The sequence below is a fragment of the Pseudomonas sp. NPDC087690 genome (assembly GCF_044743175.1).
In the GTDB taxonomy this organism is placed as follows: Bacteria; Pseudomonadota; Gammaproteobacteria; order Pseudomonadales; family Pseudomonadaceae; genus Aquipseudomonas.
In genome coordinates, this window is the sequence record NZ_JBIUVX010000002.1 from 637,635 (window position 1) to 659,444 (window position 21,810).

At 61.5% G+C, this 21,810-nt stretch carries 19 protein-coding genes; 17 read left to right on the forward strand and 2 right to left on the reverse strand.

Annotated elements, in window-relative coordinates; all coding sequences use genetic code 11:
• Nucleotides 1-30: 30 nt before the first annotated feature.
• The 11 genes from ACIPIZ_RS07055 to ACIPIZ_RS07105 all read left to right on the forward strand — a co-directional run bounded on the left by ACIPIZ_RS07055 (nucleotide 31) and on the right by ACIPIZ_RS07105 (nucleotide 11,126).
• The gene (locus ACIPIZ_RS07055) at nucleotides 31-1,128 is read left to right on the forward strand and encodes an AraC family transcriptional regulator (protein WP_401164711.1); all 1,098 of its coding nucleotides are present in this window, start codon (nucleotides 31-33) and stop codon (nucleotides 1,126-1,128) included.
• 316 nt (nucleotides 1,129-1,444) lie between these two features.
• Nucleotides 1,445-2,332, forward strand: a complete 888-nt coding sequence (locus ACIPIZ_RS07060) for a Dyp-type peroxidase (protein ID WP_401164712.1) — start codon at nucleotides 1,445-1,447, stop codon at nucleotides 2,330-2,332.
• A 10-nt stretch (nucleotides 2,333-2,342) separates the two neighbouring features.
• Nucleotides 2,343-3,311 (forward strand): Gfo/Idh/MocA family protein, encoded by a 969-nt coding sequence (locus ACIPIZ_RS07065; protein WP_401164713.1) that lies wholly within the window; start codon nucleotides 2,343-2,345, stop codon nucleotides 3,309-3,311.
• 210 nt (nucleotides 3,312-3,521) lie between these two features.
• Nucleotides 3,522-4,274: a GntR family transcriptional regulator gene (locus ACIPIZ_RS07070; protein WP_401164715.1), complete on the forward strand. Its 753-nt coding sequence runs from the start codon at nucleotides 3,522-3,524 to the stop codon at nucleotides 4,272-4,274.
• Complete coding sequence (locus tag ACIPIZ_RS07075) at nucleotides 4,271-6,001, forward strand: fumarate reductase/succinate dehydrogenase flavoprotein subunit (protein ID WP_401164717.1); 1,731 nt, start codon at nucleotides 4,271-4,273, stop codon at nucleotides 5,999-6,001. Before ACIPIZ_RS07070 ends, ACIPIZ_RS07075 begins: the two co-directional genes overlap by 4 nt.
• Nucleotides 6,002-6,027: 26 nt before the next feature.
• Nucleotides 6,028-6,273, forward strand: a complete 246-nt coding sequence (locus ACIPIZ_RS07080) for a ferredoxin family protein (RefSeq protein ID WP_007959413.1) — start codon at nucleotides 6,028-6,030, stop codon at nucleotides 6,271-6,273.
• A gap of 231 nt (nucleotides 6,274-6,504) precedes the next feature.
• Nucleotides 6,505-7,908, forward strand: coding sequence for an ABC transporter substrate-binding protein (locus ACIPIZ_RS07085; protein ID WP_401164719.1), 1,404 nt, complete (start codon nucleotides 6,505-6,507; stop codon nucleotides 7,906-7,908).
• Between the two features lie 353 nt (nucleotides 7,909-8,261).
• Nucleotides 8,262-9,044, forward strand: coding sequence for an ABC transporter permease (locus ACIPIZ_RS07090; RefSeq protein WP_401164721.1), 783 nt, complete (start codon nucleotides 8,262-8,264; stop codon nucleotides 9,042-9,044).
• Nucleotides 9,044-9,892 (forward strand): ABC transporter ATP-binding protein, encoded by an 849-nt coding sequence (locus ACIPIZ_RS07095; protein WP_401164724.1) that lies wholly within the window; start codon nucleotides 9,044-9,046, stop codon nucleotides 9,890-9,892. Before ACIPIZ_RS07090 ends, ACIPIZ_RS07095 begins: the two co-directional genes overlap by 1 nt.
• On the forward strand, nucleotides 9,889-10,851 hold the full coding sequence (locus ACIPIZ_RS07100; protein WP_401164725.1) for a HEAT repeat domain-containing protein: 963 nt from the start codon (nucleotides 9,889-9,891) through the stop codon (nucleotides 10,849-10,851). Before ACIPIZ_RS07095 ends, ACIPIZ_RS07100 begins: the two co-directional genes overlap by 4 nt.
• Nucleotides 10,848-11,126 (forward strand): DUF971 domain-containing protein, encoded by a 279-nt coding sequence (locus ACIPIZ_RS07105; RefSeq protein WP_150647396.1) that lies wholly within the window; start codon nucleotides 10,848-10,850, stop codon nucleotides 11,124-11,126. The genes ACIPIZ_RS07100 and ACIPIZ_RS07105 overlap by 4 nt, the downstream gene beginning before the upstream one ends.
• A gap of 121 nt (nucleotides 11,127-11,247) precedes the next feature.
• Here ACIPIZ_RS07105 and ACIPIZ_RS07110 read toward each other — a convergent pair whose 3' ends face one another.
• Together ACIPIZ_RS07110 and ACIPIZ_RS07115 are read right to left on the reverse strand one after the other, a co-directional pair.
• Entirely contained in the window at nucleotides 11,248-11,985 is a 738-nt protein-coding gene (locus ACIPIZ_RS07110) for a TorF family putative porin (RefSeq protein WP_401164728.1), read from the reverse strand.
• A gap of 184 nt (nucleotides 11,986-12,169) precedes the next feature.
• A complete protein-coding gene (locus ACIPIZ_RS07115) occupies nucleotides 12,170-13,912 on the reverse strand; it encodes an amidohydrolase (RefSeq protein WP_401164729.1) in 1,743 nt (580 codons plus the stop codon).
• 103 nt (nucleotides 13,913-14,015) lie between these two features.
• Between ACIPIZ_RS07115 and ACIPIZ_RS07120 the strand changes: the two genes are divergently transcribed.
• The 6 genes from ACIPIZ_RS07120 to ACIPIZ_RS07145 all read left to right on the forward strand — a co-directional run bounded on the left by ACIPIZ_RS07120 (nucleotide 14,016) and on the right by ACIPIZ_RS07145 (nucleotide 21,787).
• Nucleotides 14,016-14,933 carry a LysR substrate-binding domain-containing protein gene (locus tag ACIPIZ_RS07120; RefSeq protein WP_401164732.1) on the forward strand — a complete coding sequence of 306 codons (918 nt, stop codon included), beginning with the start codon at nucleotides 14,016-14,018 and terminating at the stop codon, nucleotides 14,931-14,933.
• Nucleotides 14,934-15,103: 170 nt separating this feature from the next.
• Nucleotides 15,104-15,721: a transcriptional repressor LexA gene (gene lexA / locus ACIPIZ_RS07125; protein ID WP_401164733.1), complete on the forward strand. Its 618-nt coding sequence runs from the start codon at nucleotides 15,104-15,106 to the stop codon at nucleotides 15,719-15,721.
• On the forward strand, nucleotides 15,721-16,338 hold the full coding sequence (gene imuA / locus ACIPIZ_RS07130; protein ID WP_064387700.1) for a translesion DNA synthesis-associated protein ImuA: 618 nt from the start codon (nucleotides 15,721-15,723) through the stop codon (nucleotides 16,336-16,338). The genes lexA and imuA overlap by 1 nt, the downstream gene beginning before the upstream one ends.
• A gap of 7 nt (nucleotides 16,339-16,345) precedes the next feature.
• A complete protein-coding gene (locus ACIPIZ_RS07135; RefSeq protein ID WP_401164735.1) occupies nucleotides 16,346-17,761 on the forward strand; it encodes a Y-family DNA polymerase in 1,416 nt (471 codons plus the stop codon).
• Nucleotides 17,758-20,835, forward strand: a complete 3,078-nt coding sequence (locus tag ACIPIZ_RS07140) for an error-prone DNA polymerase (RefSeq protein ID WP_401164737.1) — start codon at nucleotides 17,758-17,760, stop codon at nucleotides 20,833-20,835. Before ACIPIZ_RS07135 ends, ACIPIZ_RS07140 begins: the two co-directional genes overlap by 4 nt.
• Before the next feature lie 265 nt (nucleotides 20,836-21,100).
• The gene (locus ACIPIZ_RS07145; RefSeq protein WP_161806640.1) at nucleotides 21,101-21,787 is read left to right on the forward strand and encodes a CsgG/HfaB family protein; all 687 of its coding nucleotides are present in this window, start codon (nucleotides 21,101-21,103) and stop codon (nucleotides 21,785-21,787) included.
• Nucleotides 21,788-21,810 lie beyond the last annotated feature (23 nt).

Genomic DNA, 21,810 nt, shown 5'->3' on the forward strand with positions numbered 1-21,810 from the left:
AATCAAGCGTGATCCGGAATGTCATCCCCCATGAATGTAAAAGTCCAAGACCCGACTTTCGAACTGGCGCTGGTCTCGCCGTTTCTCCTGCAAACCCTCGCCGAAGTCGTGCAGAACAAGGGCATCGATCCCGAAAGCCTGTGCCGTGGCCTGGGTTTTACGCTGGAAGACTTGCAGGATCCGACGCAGCGGATTTCCTATCGCCAGGCCGTGGCGATGATTCAACGCGCGCTCAAAGTGCTGCCCAATCAGGGCCTGGGCCTATGGGTGGGCGCACAGAATGTACTCGGCACACTCGGGTTGCTCGGGCATGTGCTGTCGTTGTGCAAAACCCTGCGCGACGCCTTTGCCTTGGGCATCCGCCATCAACACACCTCGGGCGGGATTGTGGTGTCGAGCGTCGACGTGGTCGGTGCGCAGGTGCATCTGGATGCTGAATGCCGCCTGCCATTCGCCGATGTGCAGGTGTTTGCTGTCGAGGAGTTCTTCGCCAGTCTGCTGGTGTATGGCCGCGCACTGGTGGGGGTTGAGTTCAAGGCGATTGCCGTGGAGTTCGTGCATGCCGCGCCGAGTTATCTGAGTGAATACCATCGCTTGCTGGGGCCGCAGGTGCGTTTCGGTTGCCTGCACAACCGCATGCTGATCGATGCGCAGTGGCTTGACGTGAACCTGCCCAATCACCATTCGCTGGCGCTGCGTCAGGCGGTCGCCTTGCTGGAGCTGGAAGCGGCGCAGGTGCATCAGAAGCTTGATCTGATTCAGGCGGTCGAGCGGGCGATTGCCAGGGATTTGACCTCTGGCAGCCATATCGAAAAGATTGCCGGTGACTTGAACATGAGCAGCCGCACCTTGCGCCGGCGTTTGACTGAGCATGCGCTGACGTTCGAGGCGCTGCTGGAGCAGGTGCGACAGGCGCGGACGATGAGTCTGCTGGCCAATCCGGATATGCCGATTGAGCGGATTACCGAGGAAGTGGGCTACAGCGATGTGCGCAGTTTTCGCCGGGCGTTCAAGCGTTGGACCGGGATGAGCCCGAGTGCCTGGCGTAATGACGCAAACCCTCACCCCAGCCCTCTCCCAGAGGGAGAGGGGGCCGACCGCAGTGTCTTGAGTCATGCATCGACCTGAAAGATCTGTGTCGATTATGGATTCACCGATGTACGTTCAAGTCGGTGTAGATCTTAATATCCCCGAATCAGTTCCCTCTCCCTCTGGGAGAGGGGGGGCGATCGAGGTGTCTTGTGTCAAACACCGACCTGAAAGATTTTTGTCGATTATGGATTCACCGATACACGTTCAAGTCGGCGTAGCTCTTCAATATCCCCCATTCAGTCCCCTCTCCCCCCGGGAGAGGGCTAGGGTGAGGGGCTTTTGACTTCCATCCAAACCCACACAAACCCTCCGGCCACAGGTAAACTCCCGCGCACTTTCCCAAGGAGTTCACATGAGTTACTACCAGCCGGGCATTCTCGCCACCCCAGTTCCTGCGCAAGCACGTCACCTGTTTTTCGCCCTTGAGTCGGTTGAAGCCCTGCCGCAGGCGATCGACAACCTGATCAATCAGGTGGACGGCAAGTCGGCGGTGGTCGGTTTTGGTGAATCCCTGGCGAAGGCCCTCAACGTACAAATTGAAGGCCTGCGCAGCTTCCCGGCCATGACCGGCGTCGGCGTCGAGAACCCGTCGACCCAGCACGCACTGTGGGTCTGGCTGCACGGCGTCGACCGTGGTGAACTGCTTAACCGTTGCAACGCCCTCGAAGCCGCACTGGCGCCGGCCCTGCGCCTGGTAGAAATGCAGGAAGCCTTCCGCCACAAGGACGGCCACGACCTGACCGGTTACGAAGACGGCACCGAAAACCCGCACGACGAAGCCGCCATCACCGCCGCCCTGCAAAGCGCCGGCACTGACGGCATGGTCGGCGGCAGCTTCGCCGCGATCCAGCAGTGGCAGCATGACCTCAAGGGTTTCCACAAACTGTCCGCCGACGACAAAGACAACATCATGGGCCGTCGCCTCAGCGACAACGAAGAGATCGACGACGCGCCGGTGTCCGCCCACGTCAAACGCACCGCGCAGGAAAGCTTCGCCCCGGAAGCGTTCGTCGTGCGCCGCTCGATGCCGTGGATCGAAGGAGATCGCGCTGGTTTGATGTTCCTCGCTTTCGGTTTCTCGCTGGACGCCTTCGAAGCGCAACTGCGCCGTATGAGTGGTCTGGAAGACGGCATCACCGATGGCTTGTATCGCATCAGCCGACCGATCACCGGCGGCTACTACTGGTGCCCGCCGCTCAAGGACGGTCACCTCGATCTGCGCGCGTTGCGCATCGGCTAAAGGAACAGACATGGACGTGGTGCGCTGGAGCATGATCGGTTGTGGCAGCGTCGCTGAACGCAAGAGCGGGCCGGCCTTTTACAAGGCGGCCGGTTCGGCGCTGGTGGCGGTGATGGGCCGACGGCTTGAAGCGGTCAGCGATTACGCTTTGCGTCATGGCATCGACCGCGTCTACACCGACGTCGATGCGCTGATCAACGATCCCGAGGTCGACGCGGTGTACATCGCCACGCCGCCCGACAGCCATCACGCCTACAGCCTGAAAGTCGCTGCCGCTGGCAAGCATTGCTGCGTCGAAAAACCGATGGCGCTGAATGCCGGACAAAGCCGCGAGATGCAGCAGGTGTTTGCCGAGGCCGGATTGCACTTGTTCGTGTCCTACTACCGCCGCTCGTTGCCGCGCTTTGCGCAAGTGCGGCAATGGTTGCAGGAGGGGCGCATTGGTGAGGTTCGGCACCTGAGCTGGACGTTGACCAAAGCGCCGTCGCCGGCGGATCTGGACGGTCGCGACAACTGGCGTACCGATCCGGCGGTGGCCGGTGGCGGTTACTTCGCTGATCTGGCCAGTCATGGTTTTGACCTGTTCCAGTATCTGCTTGGCGACATTGTTGAAGTCGCCGGATTCACCGCGTGTCAAGCCGGTTTGTATGCCGCCGAAGATGCCGTCAGCGCCAGTTGGCGGTTCGCGTCAGGCGCTCTGGGCATGGGTTGCTGGAGCTTTGTCGCGGATCGGCGCGAAGATCGCGTCGAGATCATCGGCAGCCTTGGGCGCATCAGTTTTTCGGTGTTTGATGAACATCCCGTGCAATTGCATGCCGATGAAATCATCAGCCTGGAAATCCCGCATCACGAACATATTCAGTGGCATCACGTGCTGGGCATGAATGCTCACATTCGTGGCGACTCACAACACCCCGCCGTCGCCGAACAAGCGCTCAAGACCGACTGGGTCATGGACCAGATCCTCAAACGCCAGTAGCACACAATTCCCCTGTAGGCCTTCGCCTGCTCGCGATAGCGGTGTGTCACGCACCGGATTCGTATCTGATACACCGCTATCGCGAGCAGGCTCACTCCTACAAGAAGCGATCGTGTGAAGTATCTAAGGTTATGCCCAAACAATATTTCTCAACCTCGTCATAACAACCCTAAGATCACGTCATAACTCGTTATAACAAGTGATCCCGTGATGACCGATAACGTTCTCTCCCTCAGTAGCGTTCCGCTGCACACCCAACTGCGCGATGTCCTGCGTGCGCGAATTCTCGACGGTGAATACCCGCAAGACAGCCAGATGCCTTCCGAAAGCGAACTCGGTGCGCTGTTCAAAGTCAGCCGCATCACCGTGCGCCAGGCGCTCGGCGATCTGCAAAAGGAAGGGCTGATCTTCAAGATCCACGGCAAAGGCACCTTCGTCGCCAAGCCGAAAACCTTTCAGAACGTCAGCAGCCTGCAAGGCCTCGCCGAGTCCATGACCGGCCGTGGCTACGAGGTGATCAACCGCCTGCGCAGCTTCAAATTCATTGCCGCCGACAAGCGCGTCGCCGAACGTTTGCAGGTCGCCGAGGGCGAGATCGTCACGCAAGTCAAACGCGTACGGCTGATCAACCGTGAGCCGATTTCGCTGGAAATCACCTACCTGCCCAAAGCCGTCGGCGAGCGCCTGGAGAAGGCCGATCTGGTCACCCGCGACATCTTCCTGATCCTCGAAAACGACTGCGGCATCGCCCTCGGCCACGCCGATCTGGCCATCGACGCGGTGCTCGCCGACAGCGACTTGACCCAGGCGCTGAACGTCGAGGCCGGCTCGCCGATCATGCGCATCGAGCGTCTGACCCACGACGCGCAAGGCCAGCCGCTGGACTTCGAATACCTTTACTACCGTGGCGATGCATTCCAGTACCGCCTGCGGATCGACCGGCAAAAAGGGGAGCAGGCATGACCCGCAAAGTGCTCGAACAGGAATACGACATCGTCGTCATCGGCGGCGGCACTGCCGGACCGATGGCCGCGATCAAGGCCAAGGAAAACAACCGCGATCTGCGTGTGTTGCTGGTCGACAAGGCCAACGTCAAACGCAGCGGCGCGATCAGCATGGGCATGGACGGCCTGAACAACGCGATCATCCCCGGCCACTCGACGCCTGAGCAGTACACCAAGGAAATCACCATCGCCAACGACGGCATCGTCAATCAGGCCGCCGTTTACGCTTACGCCACTCACAGCTTTGAAACCATCGAACAGCTTGATCGCTGGGGCGTGAAGTTCGAGAAGGACGAAACCGGCGATTACGCGGTTAAAAAAGTCCACCACATGGGCGCCTACGTGCTGCCGATGCCGGAAGGGCACGACATCAAAAAGGTCCTTTATCGCCAGTTGAAACGCGCCCGGGTGAGCATCACCAATCGCCTCGTCTGCACGCGGTTGCTGACTGACGAGGAGGGCGCCGTCAACGGTGTGATGGGCTTCGATTGCCGCACCGCCGACTTCCATGTGATCAAGGCCAAAGCGGTGATCCTCGCCTGCGGTGCTGCCGGACGCCTGGGTTTGCCGTCGTCGGGCTACCTGATGGGCACCTACGAAAACCCGACCAACGCCGGCGACGGCTACGCGATGGCCTATCACGCCGGCGCCGAACTGGCCAACCTCGAGTGCTTCCAGATCAACCCGCTGATCAAGGATTACAACGGCCCGGCCTGCGCTTACGTCACCGGCCCGCTGGGCGGCTACACCGCGAACAACAAGGGCGAACGCTTCATCGAGTGCGACTACTGGAGCGGGCAGATGATGTGGGAGTTCCACCAGGAACTGGAGAGCGGCAACGGCCCGGTGTTTCTCAAGCTCGATCACCTGGCCGAAGAAACCATCCAGAACATCGAGGAAATCCTGCACAGCAACGAACGCCCGAGTCGCGGCCAGTTCCACGCCAATCGCGGCACCGACTACCGCACGCAAATGGTCGAAATGCACATCTCCGAAATCGGTTTTTGCAGCGGCCACTCGGCGTCTGGCGTGTGGGTCAACGAACGCGCCGAGACGTCGGTGAAAGGCTTGTATTCGGCGGGTGACATGGCTGCCGTGCCGCACAACTACATGCTCGGCGCCTTCACCTACGGCTGGTTCGCCGGGCACAACGCCGCCGATTTTGTCGCTGGGCGCGAGTTTTCTGCGCTGGATAACGAGCAGATCGAGAAGGAGAAGGCACGGGTCTATGCACCGCTGGATCGAGAACACGGTCTGCCGCCAGCACAGGTCGAGTACAAGCTGCGGCGCTTCGTCAACGATTACCTGCAACCGCCGAAAGTGACCAAAAAGATGCAGATCGGTCTACAGCGCTTCAGCGACATCGAACGCGATCTCGATCAGATGAAAGCCAACAACGCCCATGAACTGATGCGCGCCATGGAAACCAGCGTGATCCGCGACTGCGCCGAAATGGCCGCCCGTGCCTCGTTGTTCCGCGCCGAAAGCCGCTGGGGTTTGTACCACTATCGCGTCGACCACCCGCAGCGCAACGATAGCGAATGGTTCTGCCATTGCCATTTGAAGAAGGGCGACGACGGCCAGATGACCAGTTTCAAGAAAGCCGTCGAACCTTACATCATCCCGCTCGATGCTGAAGAAATGCAGGCCTACGACCGCTTGCGGGTCGGCGCTTTCGCCGCTTGATGCACTACTAAAAGAGAGTCCGAACCATGGCCTATCAAGCTCAGGAAATCTTCTTTCGCTCCAACGCCCCCGTCACCGTGGACGAGGACAAATGCATCGCCGAAAAGGGCTGCACCGTGTGCGTGGATGTCTGCCCGATGGACTTGCTGGCGATCAATCCGGCAACGCAGAAGGCCTACATGGCGTTCGACGAATGCTGGTACTGCATGCCGTGCGAGAAGGATTGCCCGACGGGTGCCGTCAAGGTCGAGATCCCCTATCTCCTGCGTTGAAACGCGATCCCCTGTAGGAGTGAGCCTGCTCGCGATAGCAGTGTGTCAGTCAGCACATCAACATCTGGAAAACCGCTATCGCGAGCAGGCTCACTCCTACATTTGAACTGTGACAACCCAAAGCCATCCGGTGAACCCCGGACGCTGGATTCACCGAAAACCCCTCGTTTCCCACCGCGCCCTGATCGCGGCGGAGACGAACTCAAATAAATGATTCGAGGGGAAACAACCATGTTGCGTGCAGCAATCGCCGGTCTGGTACTGGCTTCGTTCACTTTGTCGGCCTCAGCCGAAACCATCCGCATCGCCATCGGCACCCAGGACACCACCATCAACTGCGCCGCTGGCGGGCTGTTGATTCGTGAACTGGGCCTGCTCGACAAATACCTGCCCCACGACGGCCCCTACAAAAACGCGAAGTACGACGTGCAGTGGAAGAACTTCACCAGCGGCGCGCCGCTGACCAACGAGATGGTCGCCGGCAAACTCGACTTCGGCGCCATGGCCGATTTCCCCGGTGCGTTCAACGGCGTCGCGTTTGAAACCGCCGGCAAGCACAGCCTGTTCATCAGCGTGCTGTCGGGCAGCATCAAGGGCAGCGGCAACGGCATCGTCGTGCCGAGCGCGTCCGGCGTGCAGGCGCTCAGCGAACTCAAAGGCAAGACGATTTCCGTGCCGTTCGCCTCCACCGCCCACGGCATGCTGCTGCGTGCCGTGGCGGCGCAGGGCTGGGATCCGCTCAAGGATGTCAACATCATCGCCCAGCCGCCGGAAGTCGCCGGCTCGGCGTTGCAGGCCGGCAAGATCGACGCCCACGCCGATTTCGTGCCGTTCGCCGAACTGTTCCCGAGCCGGGGTTTCGCCCGCAAGATTTATGACGGTGCTCAGGCGAATGCGCCGACGTTCCACGGTGCGCTGGTGGATCAGGCGTATGCGAAGAAGTACCCGGAAGTCGTCGTCGCTTACCTGCGCGCGAGTATCGAGGCCAATCAGTTGCTGGCGGCGGAGCCGGAGAAATACAGCGAGCTGATCGCCAAAGTCACCGGCGTCGATGCTGAGGTGAACTACCTGTTCCACGGCCCGCTCGGCGTACAGACCCGCGACCTGAGCTGGAAGCCGGAATATCGTCAGGCGGTCGGCACCGCGATTGATACGTTGAAGCTGCTGAAGAAGGCTGATCGCGGGCTCGATCTGAACAACTTCATTGACGACCAATACATCCGTGCGGCGTTCAAGGCGTCGAACCTGGATTACACGGCGCAACTGGCGAACTACGCGCAAACACCGTTGAAGGTCAACGACGCAGCGACCGGCAAAGCGATCACCGACTTCAGCCATGTCGCGGAAATCTGGGTGCGCGGCGAAGACAAGGTGCGCCAATACGCCTCGGCGGAAGAAGCGTTTACCGCGCTGGCGGCTTTGAAGCAGGAAGGTAAAAACATCCGTGCGGTGTATGCGCAGGCCAGTGACAGTGGGATCAAGTTGCTTGCCGAACAAGCCTGGTTTGCCAGTGATGCGAAAGGGCGTCTGAGCGCGTTTTTGCTCAAGGGGCAGGCTCAGCAATATGCCTCGGCGCAGGGTGGCAAGGTTTTTGATTTCACTGATGCCACTACCCAGGCGGTTGCTGCTCGTTAGTTGAAGATCAAGAGCCCCTCACCCTAGCCCTCTCCCAGAGGGAGAGGGGACTGACCGAGGTGTTTGGACTAACTACGCCGACCTGAAATACCGAGTCGAACTCAGGTTTTGAAAAGCATGAAGATCGGCTCCTTCTTGAGCCGAACTCAGGTTTGAAAGGTATGAAGATCGGCTCCTTCTTGAGCCGAACTCAGGTTTGAAAGGTATGAAGATCGGCTCCTTCTTGAGCCGAACTCAGGTTTTGAAAAACGTGAAGATCGGCTCCCTTTCCCCCTCGCCCCCTTGGGGGAGAGGGCTGGGGTGAGGGGGTAGATCTCAGCCATCACACAGCTCCACAACCGGAAACCCGCTCCATGAAAACACCCACCCTACGCTGGACATCAAGAGCCGCCTCACTGCTGCTCTGCCTGCTGTTCTGGCAACTCGCCGCCAGCCATCACTGGAACCTCGGCCTCGTCACCTTCGCCAACGTCCCAACACCGTTGGCCGTGGTAGAAGCAGCGCTGGGCCTCGGCGACTCCGGCAAGCTCCTGCAACACCTCACCGCCAGCCTAAGCCGCGTCTTCGCCGGCTACCTCGCCGCACTGCTGATCGGCATCGCCCTCGGCCTGGCCATCGGCCGCTCAAAATGGGCCGAAGACCTGCTGCTGCCACCGCTGGAAGTCCTGCGCCCAATCCCCGCCGTTGCGTGGATCCCGTTGGCGATCCTGATGTTTCCGTCTTCGGAACTGTCGATGGTCTTCATCACCTTCACCGGTGCACTGTTCCCGATCCTGCTCAACACCGTGCACGGCGTCGAAGGTGTCGATCCACGCCTGATCGCCTCGGCAAAAAGCCTCGGGGCAGGGCGCCGCGCGATTCTGCTGGAAGTGATTTTGCCCGGCGCCGCGCCGAGCATCATCACCGGTCTGGCGATCGGCATGGGTACTTCTTGGTTCTGTCTGGTGACTGCAGAAATGATCTCCGGCCAGTTCGGCATCGGCTATTACACCTGGGAGTCCTACACCATTCAGAACTACGCCGACATCGTCGTCGGCATGCTCCTGATCGGGGTGTTGGGCATGGGCAGCAGTCTGCTGATCAAACGTCTGGGCGGGTTGTTCACGCCCTGGCATCGACCGCGAGGAAAAGCCTGATGAGCGCGATGCAAACTCCGGAAGGGCGGATCGACATCCGCCAATTGTCCATCGTCCTCGGCCAGGGAAGTGAAGCGTTCGAAGCGGTGCGAGAACTCGATTGCCAGATCGAGTCGGGCCAGTTCGTGTGCATTCTCGGCCCCTCCGGTTGCGGCAAATCGACCTTGCTCGGCGCTTTGGCCGGGCATCTGAATGCGCACGCCGGCAGCCTGAAAGTCGATGGCGCGGCAGTGTCCGGCCCGTCGCCGCAGCGCGGCATGGTGTTCCAGCATCACACGCTGTTTCCGTGGCGCACAGTGCGCGACAACGTCGCTTTCGGCCTGAAGATGCGCGGCGTCGGCAAAGCCGAACGTCATCGTGCTGCCGACGACATCCTCAAACTGGTCGGCCTCGAAGGTTTCGCCGAACGCTGGCCTGATCAACTCTCCGGCGGCATGCAGCAACGCGTCGAAATCGCCCGTGTGCTGGTCAATCGCCCGCGCCTGTTGCTGATGGACGAGCCATTCGGCGCGCTGGATGCGCTGACCCGTTTGAACATGCAGGAACTGCTGCTGGACATCTGGACGCGCATCCGCACCACCGTGGTGTTCGTCACTCACGACATCGACGAGGCGCTGTTCCTCGCTGACCGCTTGCTGGTGATGAGCGCGCGACCGGGGCGAATCATCGAAGACTTGCGCCTGGATTTCGCCCGGCCGCGCACCAGTGAACTGGTGACCAGTCCTGAATTCTCCCGCCTCAAGCGCCACTGCCTCGACCTGTTGCGCCACGACAACGACCGACCGCTGCCGCGCCTTAATCCGCTTGGCCTGCCTCCCGAAAACCCTTTACCGCGATTTGCCCTATGACCTCTATTTTTGCTGTGACCGATAACGATGAAATCCTCGCCCTGCAACCGCGTCTGACTGCTGAAGATGCTGGCGTGCGGCGTATTGCGCTGATTGATCTGGCGGATCTGGAGGAGCCCGATGGCTTGCTCTGGCTGGTCGATCGCCTCGGCCAGGATCCTGCCGAAGACGTCCGCGCTGAAGCCGCGCGTTTGCTGGAAGCCTGGGAGGATGAAGACGTTGTGCAAGCCTTGTGCGAGGCGCTGACCGACTCGTCGCCCGCCGTGCAATCCGCTGCTGCGCAGAGCTTGAGTCTGCTCAAGACTGAAGCAGCGGGGCGGGTGATTCTGCCGTGGACCGATCATGCCGACGTCAGCGTGCGTATCGCGGCGTTCCGCGCCTTGCGTGAACTGCGTTTCGCCGATGCTGCACCTGCTGCGGTCTCTGCGCTGAACGATGCCGATGCCAACGTGCGCCGCGAAGCCGTCGGCGTGCTCGGCTGGCTCAAGCAACTCGACGCACTGCCAGCCTTGGCGCGACTGGCCAGCGAAGATCCGGACACCGAAGTACGCCGCGCCGCCACCGGCGCCTTGGGCTTGGCCTCCAGTGCCGAAGTGTTGCCGGCCCTACGCCAGGCCTTGCAGGACAACGCCTGGCAAGTGCGCGAAGAAGCCGCAACGACACTGGGCAAAGTCGGCCACCGCGACGCCGGCCCGGCGCTGGTCGAAGCGCTGAGCGATGACTACTGGCAAGTACGCCTGCGCGCTACTCGCAGCCTCGGCCGTTTGCAATTTGCCCCGGCGCTGGACGCATTGATCGAGACCCTCGGTCATCGCATCAGCAATCTGCGCAAAGAGGCCGCGCTGGCCTTGGGTGAGTTGAATGATCGCGGCGCCGTGGCGGCCTTGCAGGCCGCGCAGGACGACGGCGACCCGGAAGTGCGCAAAGCCGTGCGCATTGCCCTGAGTCAGTTGCAATGAACCCGCTGTCGGTAGGTAACTCGCAGAGCGAGCAGACGCTGCGATTGAGTTGGCCGGATGGCCGAGAGCAACAACTCAACCACGCCGAACTGCGCCGCCATTGCCCATGCTCGCAATGCCGCGCCTTTCGCCTGCAAGGCCTGACGCCCATGGTCGATGACCGCGTGCGCCTGATCGAACTCAATCCCCAGGGCTACGGCGTGCAACTGGTGTTCAGCGACGGCCACCAGCGCGGCATCTACCCGTGGGCCTATCTGGCAAACCTCAATTCCTGATACACCACAATCTCCTGTAGGAGTGAGCCTGCTCGCGATAGCGGTGTGTCATTCAACAATGATGTTGCCTTATCCACCGCTATCGCGAGCAGGCTCACTCCTACAGGGGGATTTCGGTGGGTCAGAAGGATTTGCTGAGGCTGGCGACGACGGTGGCAGTGCAGACGTCTTTGAAACCCCAATTGCTCAGACATTGGGTTTGTGAAAGATCGGTATCGATGTAGCTCAACCCCAGCACCACCCCGGCCAGATTGTGGGTGAGTTTGACCTCCCATTCGCGGTACGACTCTTCAGCGCTGCCCGACGCCGAGTACAAATGCGCATCCTTGAAATCCATATTGCCGTAACGCAGCTTCAGACCTGAATCAAACGGCAACTCGGTTTCATAACCGATGTAGCTGTACAGCGAACTCTGTTTGCTATCGATCCCCGGTGCATCGCTGGAGTAATACGCCGCCAGTTTCACCCCGTACACCCCGAGAATCCCGTAAACCTCGCTCTGGTTGAACTGGCTTTCCTTGGGGTAGGCGTACTTGATGTAACCCAGATCGAGACTGACATCCTCGGTCGCCTGCCACAGCCAGCCGCCGTAGTAATCGACTTCCTGACGGGTTTTCAGCCCGCCGCCGAAATCGACATTCGAGCTCCACGCGCCGAGGTACAGGCCGCTGCTGTGAGCGAGGGTCAGACCGGCCTGCACCGCCGGGTCGTTTTGCGTTTGCGAGATGCCGCGAGTGCGGTAATCGCTGGCTAAATTCAGGTCCACCACCAGCGCAAAATCATCATTCAAAGGGATCGCTTGGCTGCTCAAGGGCAGCGCGCTCAACAAACTCAGGGCGAACAGGGGCAAGGCTTTCATGTGGAGTCCCGATGTTGTGATTATTTTTGGGCAGAAAGAGAACTGCGGGGGGATTCGATTTCGACCACCCTCACAGACCCTGTGGGAGCGAGCCTGCTCGCGAAAGCGGTGGTTCATTCAGCATTGATGGCGACTGATACGCCGCCTTCGCGAGCAGGCTCGCTCCCACAGGGGAACAGTGTTGTTATTTTGTGGCGGTGTAGACCTGACGACCGCCGAACCAGGTTTGCAAAACCTGGGTGTCATGCAGGGCCTTGTTGTCGACGCTGAACACGTCGCGGTCGAGGACGATAAAATCAGCCTGCTTGCCCGGCGTCAGCGAGCCAATCTGCTGCTCCAGGCCAATCGTCCGTGCCGCGTTGACGGTGTAGGCGTAGAACATCGTTTCGCGATCCAGACGTTCATCGGCATTGAGCACGCCCAACGGGCCGACACGGGTGATCGCCTGCGCCATGGCGTTGAACGGGTTCGGCGTCGACACCGGCCAGTCACTCGCGCCAGCAATCGTCGCGCCCTGTTTGAGCAGTGAATGCGCCGGGTACTGATAGCGAAAGGCGAGGGCGCTGACGTAGGGCTTGATCATGTCGGTGGTGTAGTCATCGGCACTGGCCCACAGCAGTTGCATTGAGGCGATGACATTGAGCGGTTTGAAGCGGGCGAACTCTTTCGGGTTGACCATTTGCAGGTGAGTGATCGAGTGGGTCACGCCGCTCTGGCGATCCTTGCGCGCCTGAGCGATGCCGTTCAGTGACTCACGCACGGCGCGGTCGCCGATCGCATGGATATGCACCAGCCAGCCGCGCTGATCGATGGCGCTGACCAGTTCGCCGAAATGCTGCGGGTCGATTAGCAGTTCGCCCTGTTTGTGCGAGTTGCTGTACGGATCGATCATCGCCGCGCTCTGCGCCGGGAATTCGATCACGCCGTCGGCGAAGATCTTGATGCCGGGTAACGTCAGATTCGGGATGCCCTGAAATTGCTGGCGCACCTTGTCCAGCGTATCGAGGTCGGCGGGCACGCTTTTCGGGTTGGCTACCAGCAGCGCCGCGACGTGCACGCTCATGTCGCCGCTTTGCGACAGCGCTTTATAAGCCGGCAGCACGCCGACGGTTTTTTCGGTCGGCTTGAGCGCGAACACTGCTTCGCCCGGTGCGGCGTTGGCGGCCGGGTCCATCCAGGCGGTGATGCCGAGGCTGTTGTTGTAGCGCACTGCGGATTTGGCGGCGTTGAGCATGTCGGCGGGGCTCGGCACCGGCATTTTCGAGGCGACCCGATCCCATCCGGCGTCGACCACAAAACCGTTCGGCTCGCCATTGGCCAGTTTGCCGATGGTGTCTTTTTCCGCGTCGGGCAGGGTTTTCAGCAGGGCCGCGTCAATGCCAGCGCGCTTGAGCATGACGTTGTTGGCCCATGCCGTGTGGTGGTCGCTACCGATAAATACTACCGGCACGCTGGCCCATTCGCCGCTGTTGAAGGTGTTGCCCAAGGCTTCGGCTTGCGCCCAATAAACCGAACTCATCCCGGCAATGCTCAGCACGTCGCCATGTTTGGCCTTGCCGTCTTCACGCCAGTCGCGCAGGCGTTTTTGCAGTTCGTCGAGGTTGACGACTTCGTCCTCCATGTTCGCCGAGACCATTTCCAGACCGCCGAAAATCGCGTGGGAATGGCTGTCGATCAGGCCGGGCATCAGCGCTTTGCCCTTGAGGTCGATGACTTTTGTGCCGGGTTCGATCAAGGCTTTGATCTGTGCGTCGCTGCCGACTTTCAGCACTTTGCCGTTCTCCACGGCCAGCGCTTGTACTTTGGGTTGCGCACGGTCGGCGGTGAAAATCTTGCCGTTGAGCAGCACCAGATCGGCGGCGGCCATGGCTTCCATCGAGGCAAAACTTACAGCGGCTGCCAACAGACTCGGGATGAATCTTTTCATTGAAGATTTCCTTGTTATTGCGTCTGATGGCGAGATTAGTGGCTGGTAGCGTCTGACAGAACGCCTGCCTCACGAAAAACGTTTTTGCCTGAATGGAAAAAGCATGGACAAGTTGGGTGCATTGAAAATGTTCGTGGCCACCGCGCAGCTCGGCAGTTTCAGCCGCGCCGCCGAGCAGTTGGGCAAGACCCCGTCGGCGCTGACCAAAGCGGTCAATCACCTGGAAGCGGAGCTGGGCGCACGGCTGTTCGAGCGCAGCACGCGGCGGATTTTGCTCACCGAAATCGGCCGGGTGTACCTGGAAACCGCGCGGCTGGTGTTGCAGCGGCTCGATGAGGCCAGCGAGGAAATCGAACAGTTGCAGCACGGTTTGCGCGGCAGCCTGAAAATCACCGCGCCGCTGGCGTATGGGCGGGCGTTTCTCGATCAGGTGTGTGACGGATTTTTGCAGCAATACCCGCAGATCAGTTTGCAAGTGGATCTGTGCGATGCCTTCGTCAATCTGCTGGAAAGTGGCTACGACCTGGCGTTGCGTGAGGGCCACGATGACTTGCCGGGGCTGATTGCGCGGGTGGTCGGCAGCAATCGTCTGGCCCTGTGTGGCAGCCCGGAGTATCTGGCGCGCAAGGGCTTGCCGGTCAATCCGCAGACCCTTGAACAGCATGAATGGCTGCTCTATCAGCATCCGTTGCTCAGCCGCGAATTCTGGTGGGCCGAGCGCGACGGGCAGCGCTTGAGCCTGGCGCAACCGGCGGCACCGCTGTTGCGCAGCGATAATTACGATTTGTTGCTGGCCAGTGCTCTGGCCGGGCGCGGTTTGCTGCACACGCCGCTGTGGAGCGCCGCGCCGTACATTGCCGACGGGCGATTGGTGCGGGTAATGGCGGATTACGAGATCGACCCGGACACCTTTGGCCCGCACATTCTGGCGGTGTACCCGAGTCATCGACGGGCCACGGCCAAGGTTGTCGCCTTCATCGATTACATCGCCGAATTCCTAGCCGAACGTGGCCTTGGCTAACACCCCCGCGCTGATCGTTCCCACGCTCCGGCGTGGGAATGCAGCCCGTGACGCTCCGCGTCACTGGACGCAGAGCGTCCCTAGAGGCATTCCCACGCAGAGCGTGGGAACGATCAACGTGGGGTGGGCCGACTGGCGGCGCTTGTCAGGAAAAAGCCAAAAGAGTACAAATGTACTCCATGACAAACCTGACTCCCCGCCGTACCGCCATCCTGACCTTTATCCGCGATCGCATCGCCGAACACGGTCAGCCCCCAAGCCTCGCTGAAATCAGCGAGGCTTTTGGTTTTGCCTCGCGCAGCGTGGCGCGCAAGCACGTGCTCGCGCTGACCGAAGCGGGGTTTATCGAGGTCAACCCCAATCAGGCCCGGGGCATTCGTTTGCTCGGGCAACCGCCGCGCCCGGAACTGCTCGACATTCCTGTGCTCGGCCGCGTCGCTGCCGGTGCGCCGATTGGCGCCGATGCCGACGTCCATAGCCGCTTGCTGCTCGACCCGGCACTGTTCTCGCGCACACCCGATTACATGCTGCGGGTGCAGGGCGATTCGATGATCGAGGACGGCATTCTCGATGGCGATCTGGTCGGCGTGCGGCGCAATCCCGAGGCGCTCAACGGCCAGATCATCGTGGCGCGGCTCGACGGTGAAGTCACCATCAAACGCTTCGAACGGCTCGGCGATGAAGTGCGCCTGTTGCCGCGCAACCCGGCGTACCAGCCGATTGTCGTGCGCGACGATCAGGACCTGGCCATCGAAGGGGTGTTCTGCGGTCTGGTGAGGCAAGGCTGATGGGCGCCGTCGTTGCGTTGGATACGCTGTTCAATGGCGGCCAGGTCTGGAAGGGCCGGCCTGCGCCACCGGCTGCCAGCCCGCAACCGACCGGGCACGCCGCGCTGGACGCGGCATTGCCCAGCGGTGGTTGGCCGGAAGCGGCGCTGAGCGAAATCCTCTTGGCCGGCCCCGGTGTCGGCGAACTGCAACTGGTCTGGCCAACGCTGGCGCGGTTGGCGGCGGCGGGTGAGCGCATTGTGCTGGTGGCGCCGCCGTTCGTGCCGTACCCGCAAGCGTGGGAAAACGCCGGGGTCGATCTGCGCCAGTTATCAGTGATTCAAGCCAGTGAGCGCGATGCCTTGTGGGCGGCAGAACAGTGCCTGCGTTCGGGCAGTTGCGGCGCCGTACTGTGTTGGCCGCACAAGGCCGATGACCGTGCGTTGCGGCGTTTGCAGGTGGCGGCGGAAACCGGCCAGACCCTGGCATTTGCCTGGCGTCCGTTGAGCGAAGCGGTCAACCCGTCACCGGCGGCGTTGCGCATCGCCATCGACGCCAAACCTGCACAGTTGCGCGTCCTCAAGTGCCGTGGCGGACTCGCGCGTACGGCGCCGATTGCCTTTGCCGTGGGTCATTGAGGTCGCCATGCGCTGGGTGTGTATTCTGTTTCCGCAATTGGCCCTCGACGCGGTGCTGCGTCAGCGTCCCGATCCCGATGAACCGTTGGTGCTGCTCAGCGGCCCGGCCCAGCGCCGGGTGCTGCAAGCGGTCAACCCGGCGGCACGCAAACTCGGTCTGCGCGCCGGCCAGTCGATGACTGCCGCCCAGGCCATGAGCAAGGGGTTTGCCACCGCTGATTACGAAGCCGCCGAAGTCGAGCACTGGCAGCAGTTTTTGGCCGCATGGGCCTACGGTTTCAGCGCGCAGGTCAGCGTGCATTACCCGCGCACCGTGGTGTTCGAGATCGAGTCCAGCCTTGGTCTGTTTGGTTCCTGGGCGCAGTTCGAAGCGCGTTTGCGCAAGGAACTGACCGAGTTGGGTTTTCGTCATCGCATCGTTGCCGCACCGAACCCGGTAGCGGCGCGGGTGCTGGCCAATGCTTACGATGGATTGGTGGTGCCCGACGGCGAAGCCTTGCAGCATCACCTTGGCCAGTTGCCTGTCGACCGCGTCGGCCTGGAACCGAGTGTGGCTACAGCGTTGTCGCGTATGGGCCTGCGTAATCTCAGTCAGGTGCAGAGCTTGCCCCGTCAGGCACTGGCCCGACGTTTCGAAGCGCCGATGCTCAAGCACCTCGACACCCTGTTCGGCGCGCGCCCGTTGGCGCTGGAGTTTTACCTGCCGCCGGATCGTTTCGATGTGCGCATCGAGCTGAATTTCGACGTGCAATCGCATCAGGCGTTGCTGTTCCCGTTACGCCGTTTGACCGGCGATCTGTCGGCGTTCCTCTGCGGGCGCGACAGCGGCGTGCAACGTTTCGATCTGCATCTGGAGCACGCCGGGTTGCCGGACAGCGTAATCAAGGTTGGCCTGCTCAGCGCCGAACGTGATCCGGCGATGCTGTTCGAACTGGCCCGTGGGCGGCTGGAGCAAGTGCAGGTCGAGGCACCCGTGCGCGGCTTTCGTCTGCGCGCCGAGGACCTGCCGAGCTTCGTCCCGCAGTTTCAGGAGCTGTTCGACGACCGTCCGCAGCAAACCTTGCCGTGGCAGCAGTTGCGCGAACGCTTGCGTGCACGCTTGGGCGATGACGCGGTGCAGGGGCTGCGTTTTCAGGCCGATCATCGGCCCGAGTGCGCATGGCAGAACGGCGTCGACAAACAGCGCTGCACTGCGTTGCCGAGCGTGCACCGTCCGGGCTGGTTGCTCGATGAACCGCAGAGCGTGCCGCAAGGTTCGGCGCGGATTCTCATGGGCCCGGAACGCATCGAGTCGGGCTGGTGGGACGGCGACGATGTGCGCCGCGATTATTACCTGATCCAGAACCGCGCCGGCCAACAGGGTTGGGCTTATCGCGCGGTGGGTGAGGGCGGTCCGTTGTGGCTGCAGGGCTGGTTTGCATGAACGACGGTTATGCCGAACTGCACTGCCTGTCGAACTTCAGTTTCCAGCGCGGTGCCTCCAGTGCGCTGGAACTGTTCCAGCGGGCGAAAAAGCATGGCTATCAGGCGCTGGCGATCACCGATGAATGCACGCTGGCCGGGATTGTGCGGGCGTGGCAAGCGGCGAAATCGGTTGAGCTGCCGCTGATCATCGGCAGTGAAGTGCACATCGAAAACGGCCCGAAACTGGTGCTGCTGGTGGAGAACCTCGCCGGTTATCAGGCCTTGTGTGGCTTGATCACCCGTGCCCGGCGACGCACGCAGAAAGGCCAGTATCAGGTGCTGCGCGAAGATTTCAGCGAGCCGCAACCGGGGCTGCTGGTGTTGTGGGTGCCGGATTCGCTTGAGCAGGTGGAAGAGGGCCGTTGGCTGAAACAGGTCTTCGGCGAGCGCCTGTGGCTGGCGGTGCAGTTGCATCGCGGCCAGGACGATCAGCAGCGCTTGGCAAGGTTGTTGAGTCTGGCCGCCGAGTTGCAGATTCCGGCCGTGGCCAGCGGCGATGTGCACATGCACGCCCGAGGCCGACGCGCCTTGCAGGACACCATGACCGCGATCCGCCATCACGTGCAGGTGGCCGAGGCCGGGTTGCGCCTGCACCCCAATGGCGAGCGGCATTTGCGCAGTGTCGAGGTGTTGCGCGAGTTGTATCCGCAGGCATTGCTCGACGAATCGGTGAATCTGGCGCGGCGCTGTACTTTCGATCTGGGCGAATTGCGGTATCAATATCCCAAGGAACTGGTGCCCGAGGGATATAGCGCCAGTTCCTGGCTGCGCCATCTGACCGAAGAAGGCATTGCCTGGCGCTGGCCCAAAGGCCCGCAAGCCAAGGTTCTCAAGCAGATCGACGATGAACTGCAACTGATCGCCGAGCTCGGTTATGAAAGCTACTTTCTCACTGTGCACGACGTGGTGCGCTTCGCCCGCGAGCAGCAGATTCTCTGTCAGGGTCGTGGCTCGGCGGCCAACTCGGCGGTGTGTTTTGCCTTGGGCATTACCGAAATCGACCCGGACCGCACCACGTTGCTGTTCGAACGCTTTATGTCCAAGGAGCGCAACGAACCGCCGGACATCGACGTCGACTTCGAACACGAACGCCGCGAAGAAGTCCTGCAATACGTGTTTCGCCGTTACGGCCGTGGTCGCGCGGCGCTGACCGCAGTGGTCAGTACTTACCACGCCGCCGGCGCCGTACGCGACGTGGCCAAGGCCTTGGGCCTGCCGCCGGATCAAATCAACGCACTGGCCGATTGCTGCGGCCACTGGAGCGATGAAACACCGCCGCTGGAACGCTTGCTCGAGGGAGGCTTCGATCCCGAAAGCCCGGTGCTGCGCCGCGTACTGAGCCTGACCGGGCAACTGATCGGCTTCCCCCGACACCTGTCGCAACACCCCGGTGGCTTCGTGATTTCCGAACAGCCGCTGGACATGCTGGTACCGGTCGAGAACGCGGCCATGGCCGAGCGCACGATCATTCAATGGGACAAGGACGACCTCGACGCGGTCGGCCTGCTCAAGGTGGATATCCTCGCCCTCGGCATGCTCAGCGCGATCCGCCGTTGCTTCGACCTGCTGCGCCGACATCGGAATCTGGACTTGAGCCTGGCGACGATTCCGGCCGAGGACAAGCCGACTTACGAGATGATCAGCCGCGCCGACACCATTGGCGTGTTCCAGATCGAGTCCCGCGCACAGATGTCGATGCTGCCACGCCTGAAACCGGCGAAGTTCTACGATTTGGTGATCGAGGTAGCCATCGTCCGCCCGGGGCCGATTCAGGGCGGGATGGTGCATCCGTATTTGCGGCGTCGAAATAAAGAAGAAAAGGAAACCTACCCGTCGCCGGAGCTGGAAGTGGTGCTCAAACGCACCCTCGGCGTACCGCTGTTTCAGGAACAGGTGATGCAGATCGCCATCGTCGCCGCCGATTACAGCCCCGGCGAGGCCGATCAGTTACGCCGCTCCATGGCTGCGTGGAAGCGCCACGGCGGCCTCGAACCGCACAAGGAGCGCCTCGCTGCCGGTATGAAGAAAAATGGCTATACGCCAGAATTCGCTGCGCAGATTTTCGAGCAGATCAAAGGCTTCGGCAGCTACGGCTTCCCTGAATCCCACGCCGCCAGTTTCGCCTTGCTGACCTATGCCAGTTGCTGGCTCAAGTGCCACGAACCGGCGGCGTTCGCTTGCGCGTTGATCAATAGCTGGCCGATGGGTTTCTACAGCCCGGATCAGATTCTCCAGGACGCACGTCGGCATCAATTGCAGATTCGCCCGGTGGACGTGCGCGCCAGTGACTGGGATTGCAGCCTGGAAACCACCACGGCGGCGCAACCGGCAATTCGCATGGGCTTGCGGATGATCAAGGGCTTTCGCGAGGAGGACGCCCGGCGCATCGAAGCGGCGCGCTCGCGTGGGGCGTTTGCCGATGTCGCCGATCTTGGTGAACGCGCCGCGCTGGACAGCCGGGCGCAGGCGCTGTTGGCGGACTCCGGAGCGCTGCGCGGTTTGGCCGGGCACCGACATCGGGCGCGTTGGGAGGTGGCCGGGGTGCAGAAGCAGCTCGGATTATTTGCCGGGTTGCCCAGCCAGGAAGAACCCGACGTGGTGCTGCCAAAACCCAGCGTCGGCGAGGACCTGCACGCCGATTACGCTACGGTGGGCACCACACTGGGGCCGCATCCACTGGCGCTGTTGCGCGGCGAGTTGAAGGCGCGCCGCTGCCGCAGTTCGCAGGAGTTGCTCGATGTTGAGCATGGCAGGCCGGTGAGCATTGCCGGGCTGGTCACCGGGCGCCAACGACCGGGGACTGCCAGCGGCGTGACGTTTGTGACGCTGGAAGATGAGTTCGGCAACGTCAACGTAGTGGTCTGGCGCGACCTGGCCGAGCGCCAACGGCAAGTGCTGGTCGGTTCGCAATTGCTCAGGGTCGATGGCCGCTGGGAGCGCGAAGGCGACGTGCGCCATCTGATCGCCGGCCGCTTGAGCGACCTCAGCCCATTGCTCAACGGCATCCGCGTGCAGAGTCGCGATTTCCATTAGCGCACCGACCCCTTGTCTGATCGTTCCCACGCTCTGCGTGGTAACGCCTCCCGTGACGCTCCGCGTCACAGCGGACGCGGAGCGTCCGTGGCTGCATTCCCACGCAGAGCGTGGGAACGATCAAGTCCGGAACAGCCAATTCATTGGCGTCAAAAATATCTGTTCGCAATGATGGCACTTTGTCATAATGCCGGCCCTTTTCAGCCCCTGTACCGCATTGCCGTGCCGGGACACCCCCGTTTTTCAAAAGGATTACCCAGTGAGAATGATCTCCCGGATGCTGGTTTCAGGCGTGGCAATTGCCGTGCTTGGCACCCTTGCCACCACACTCTCCGGTTGCGCCACGGAAAGCTCCCGCGCGCTGCCGGTGGCCAAGGTTGAAAGCGCTTCGCAGATCTGGACCGGCGTTCGCGTGCCAATGGCGGTGGGCAAGTTCGACAACCGCTCCAGCTACATGCGCGGGATCTTCTCCGACGGTGTCGACCGCCTCGGCGGCCAGGCCAAGACCATCCTGATCACTCACTTGCAGCAGACCAACCGCTTCAGCGTGCTGGATCGCGACAACATGGGCGAAATCCAGCAGGAAGCGGCGATCAAAGGCCAGGCCCAGCGCCTCAAAGGTGCTGATTACGTGGTCACCGGTGACGTCACCGAGTTCGGTCGCAAAGAGACTGGCGATCACCAATTGTTCGGCATTCTCGGCCGCGGCAAGACCCAGGTTGCTTACGCCAAGGTCAACCTGAACATCGTCAACATCAGCACCTCCGAAGTGGTTTATTCGACCCAGGGCGCTGGCGAATACGCCTTGTCCAACCGCGAAATCATCGGCTTCGGCGGCACCGCTGCCTACGATTCGACCCTCAACGGCAAAGTCCTCGATCTGGCCATGCGCGAGGCGATCAATCGTCTGGTCGATGGCATGAACGCCGGTGCCTGGAAACCGGGCAACTGATCGACGCCCATTGCAAGGAGCAA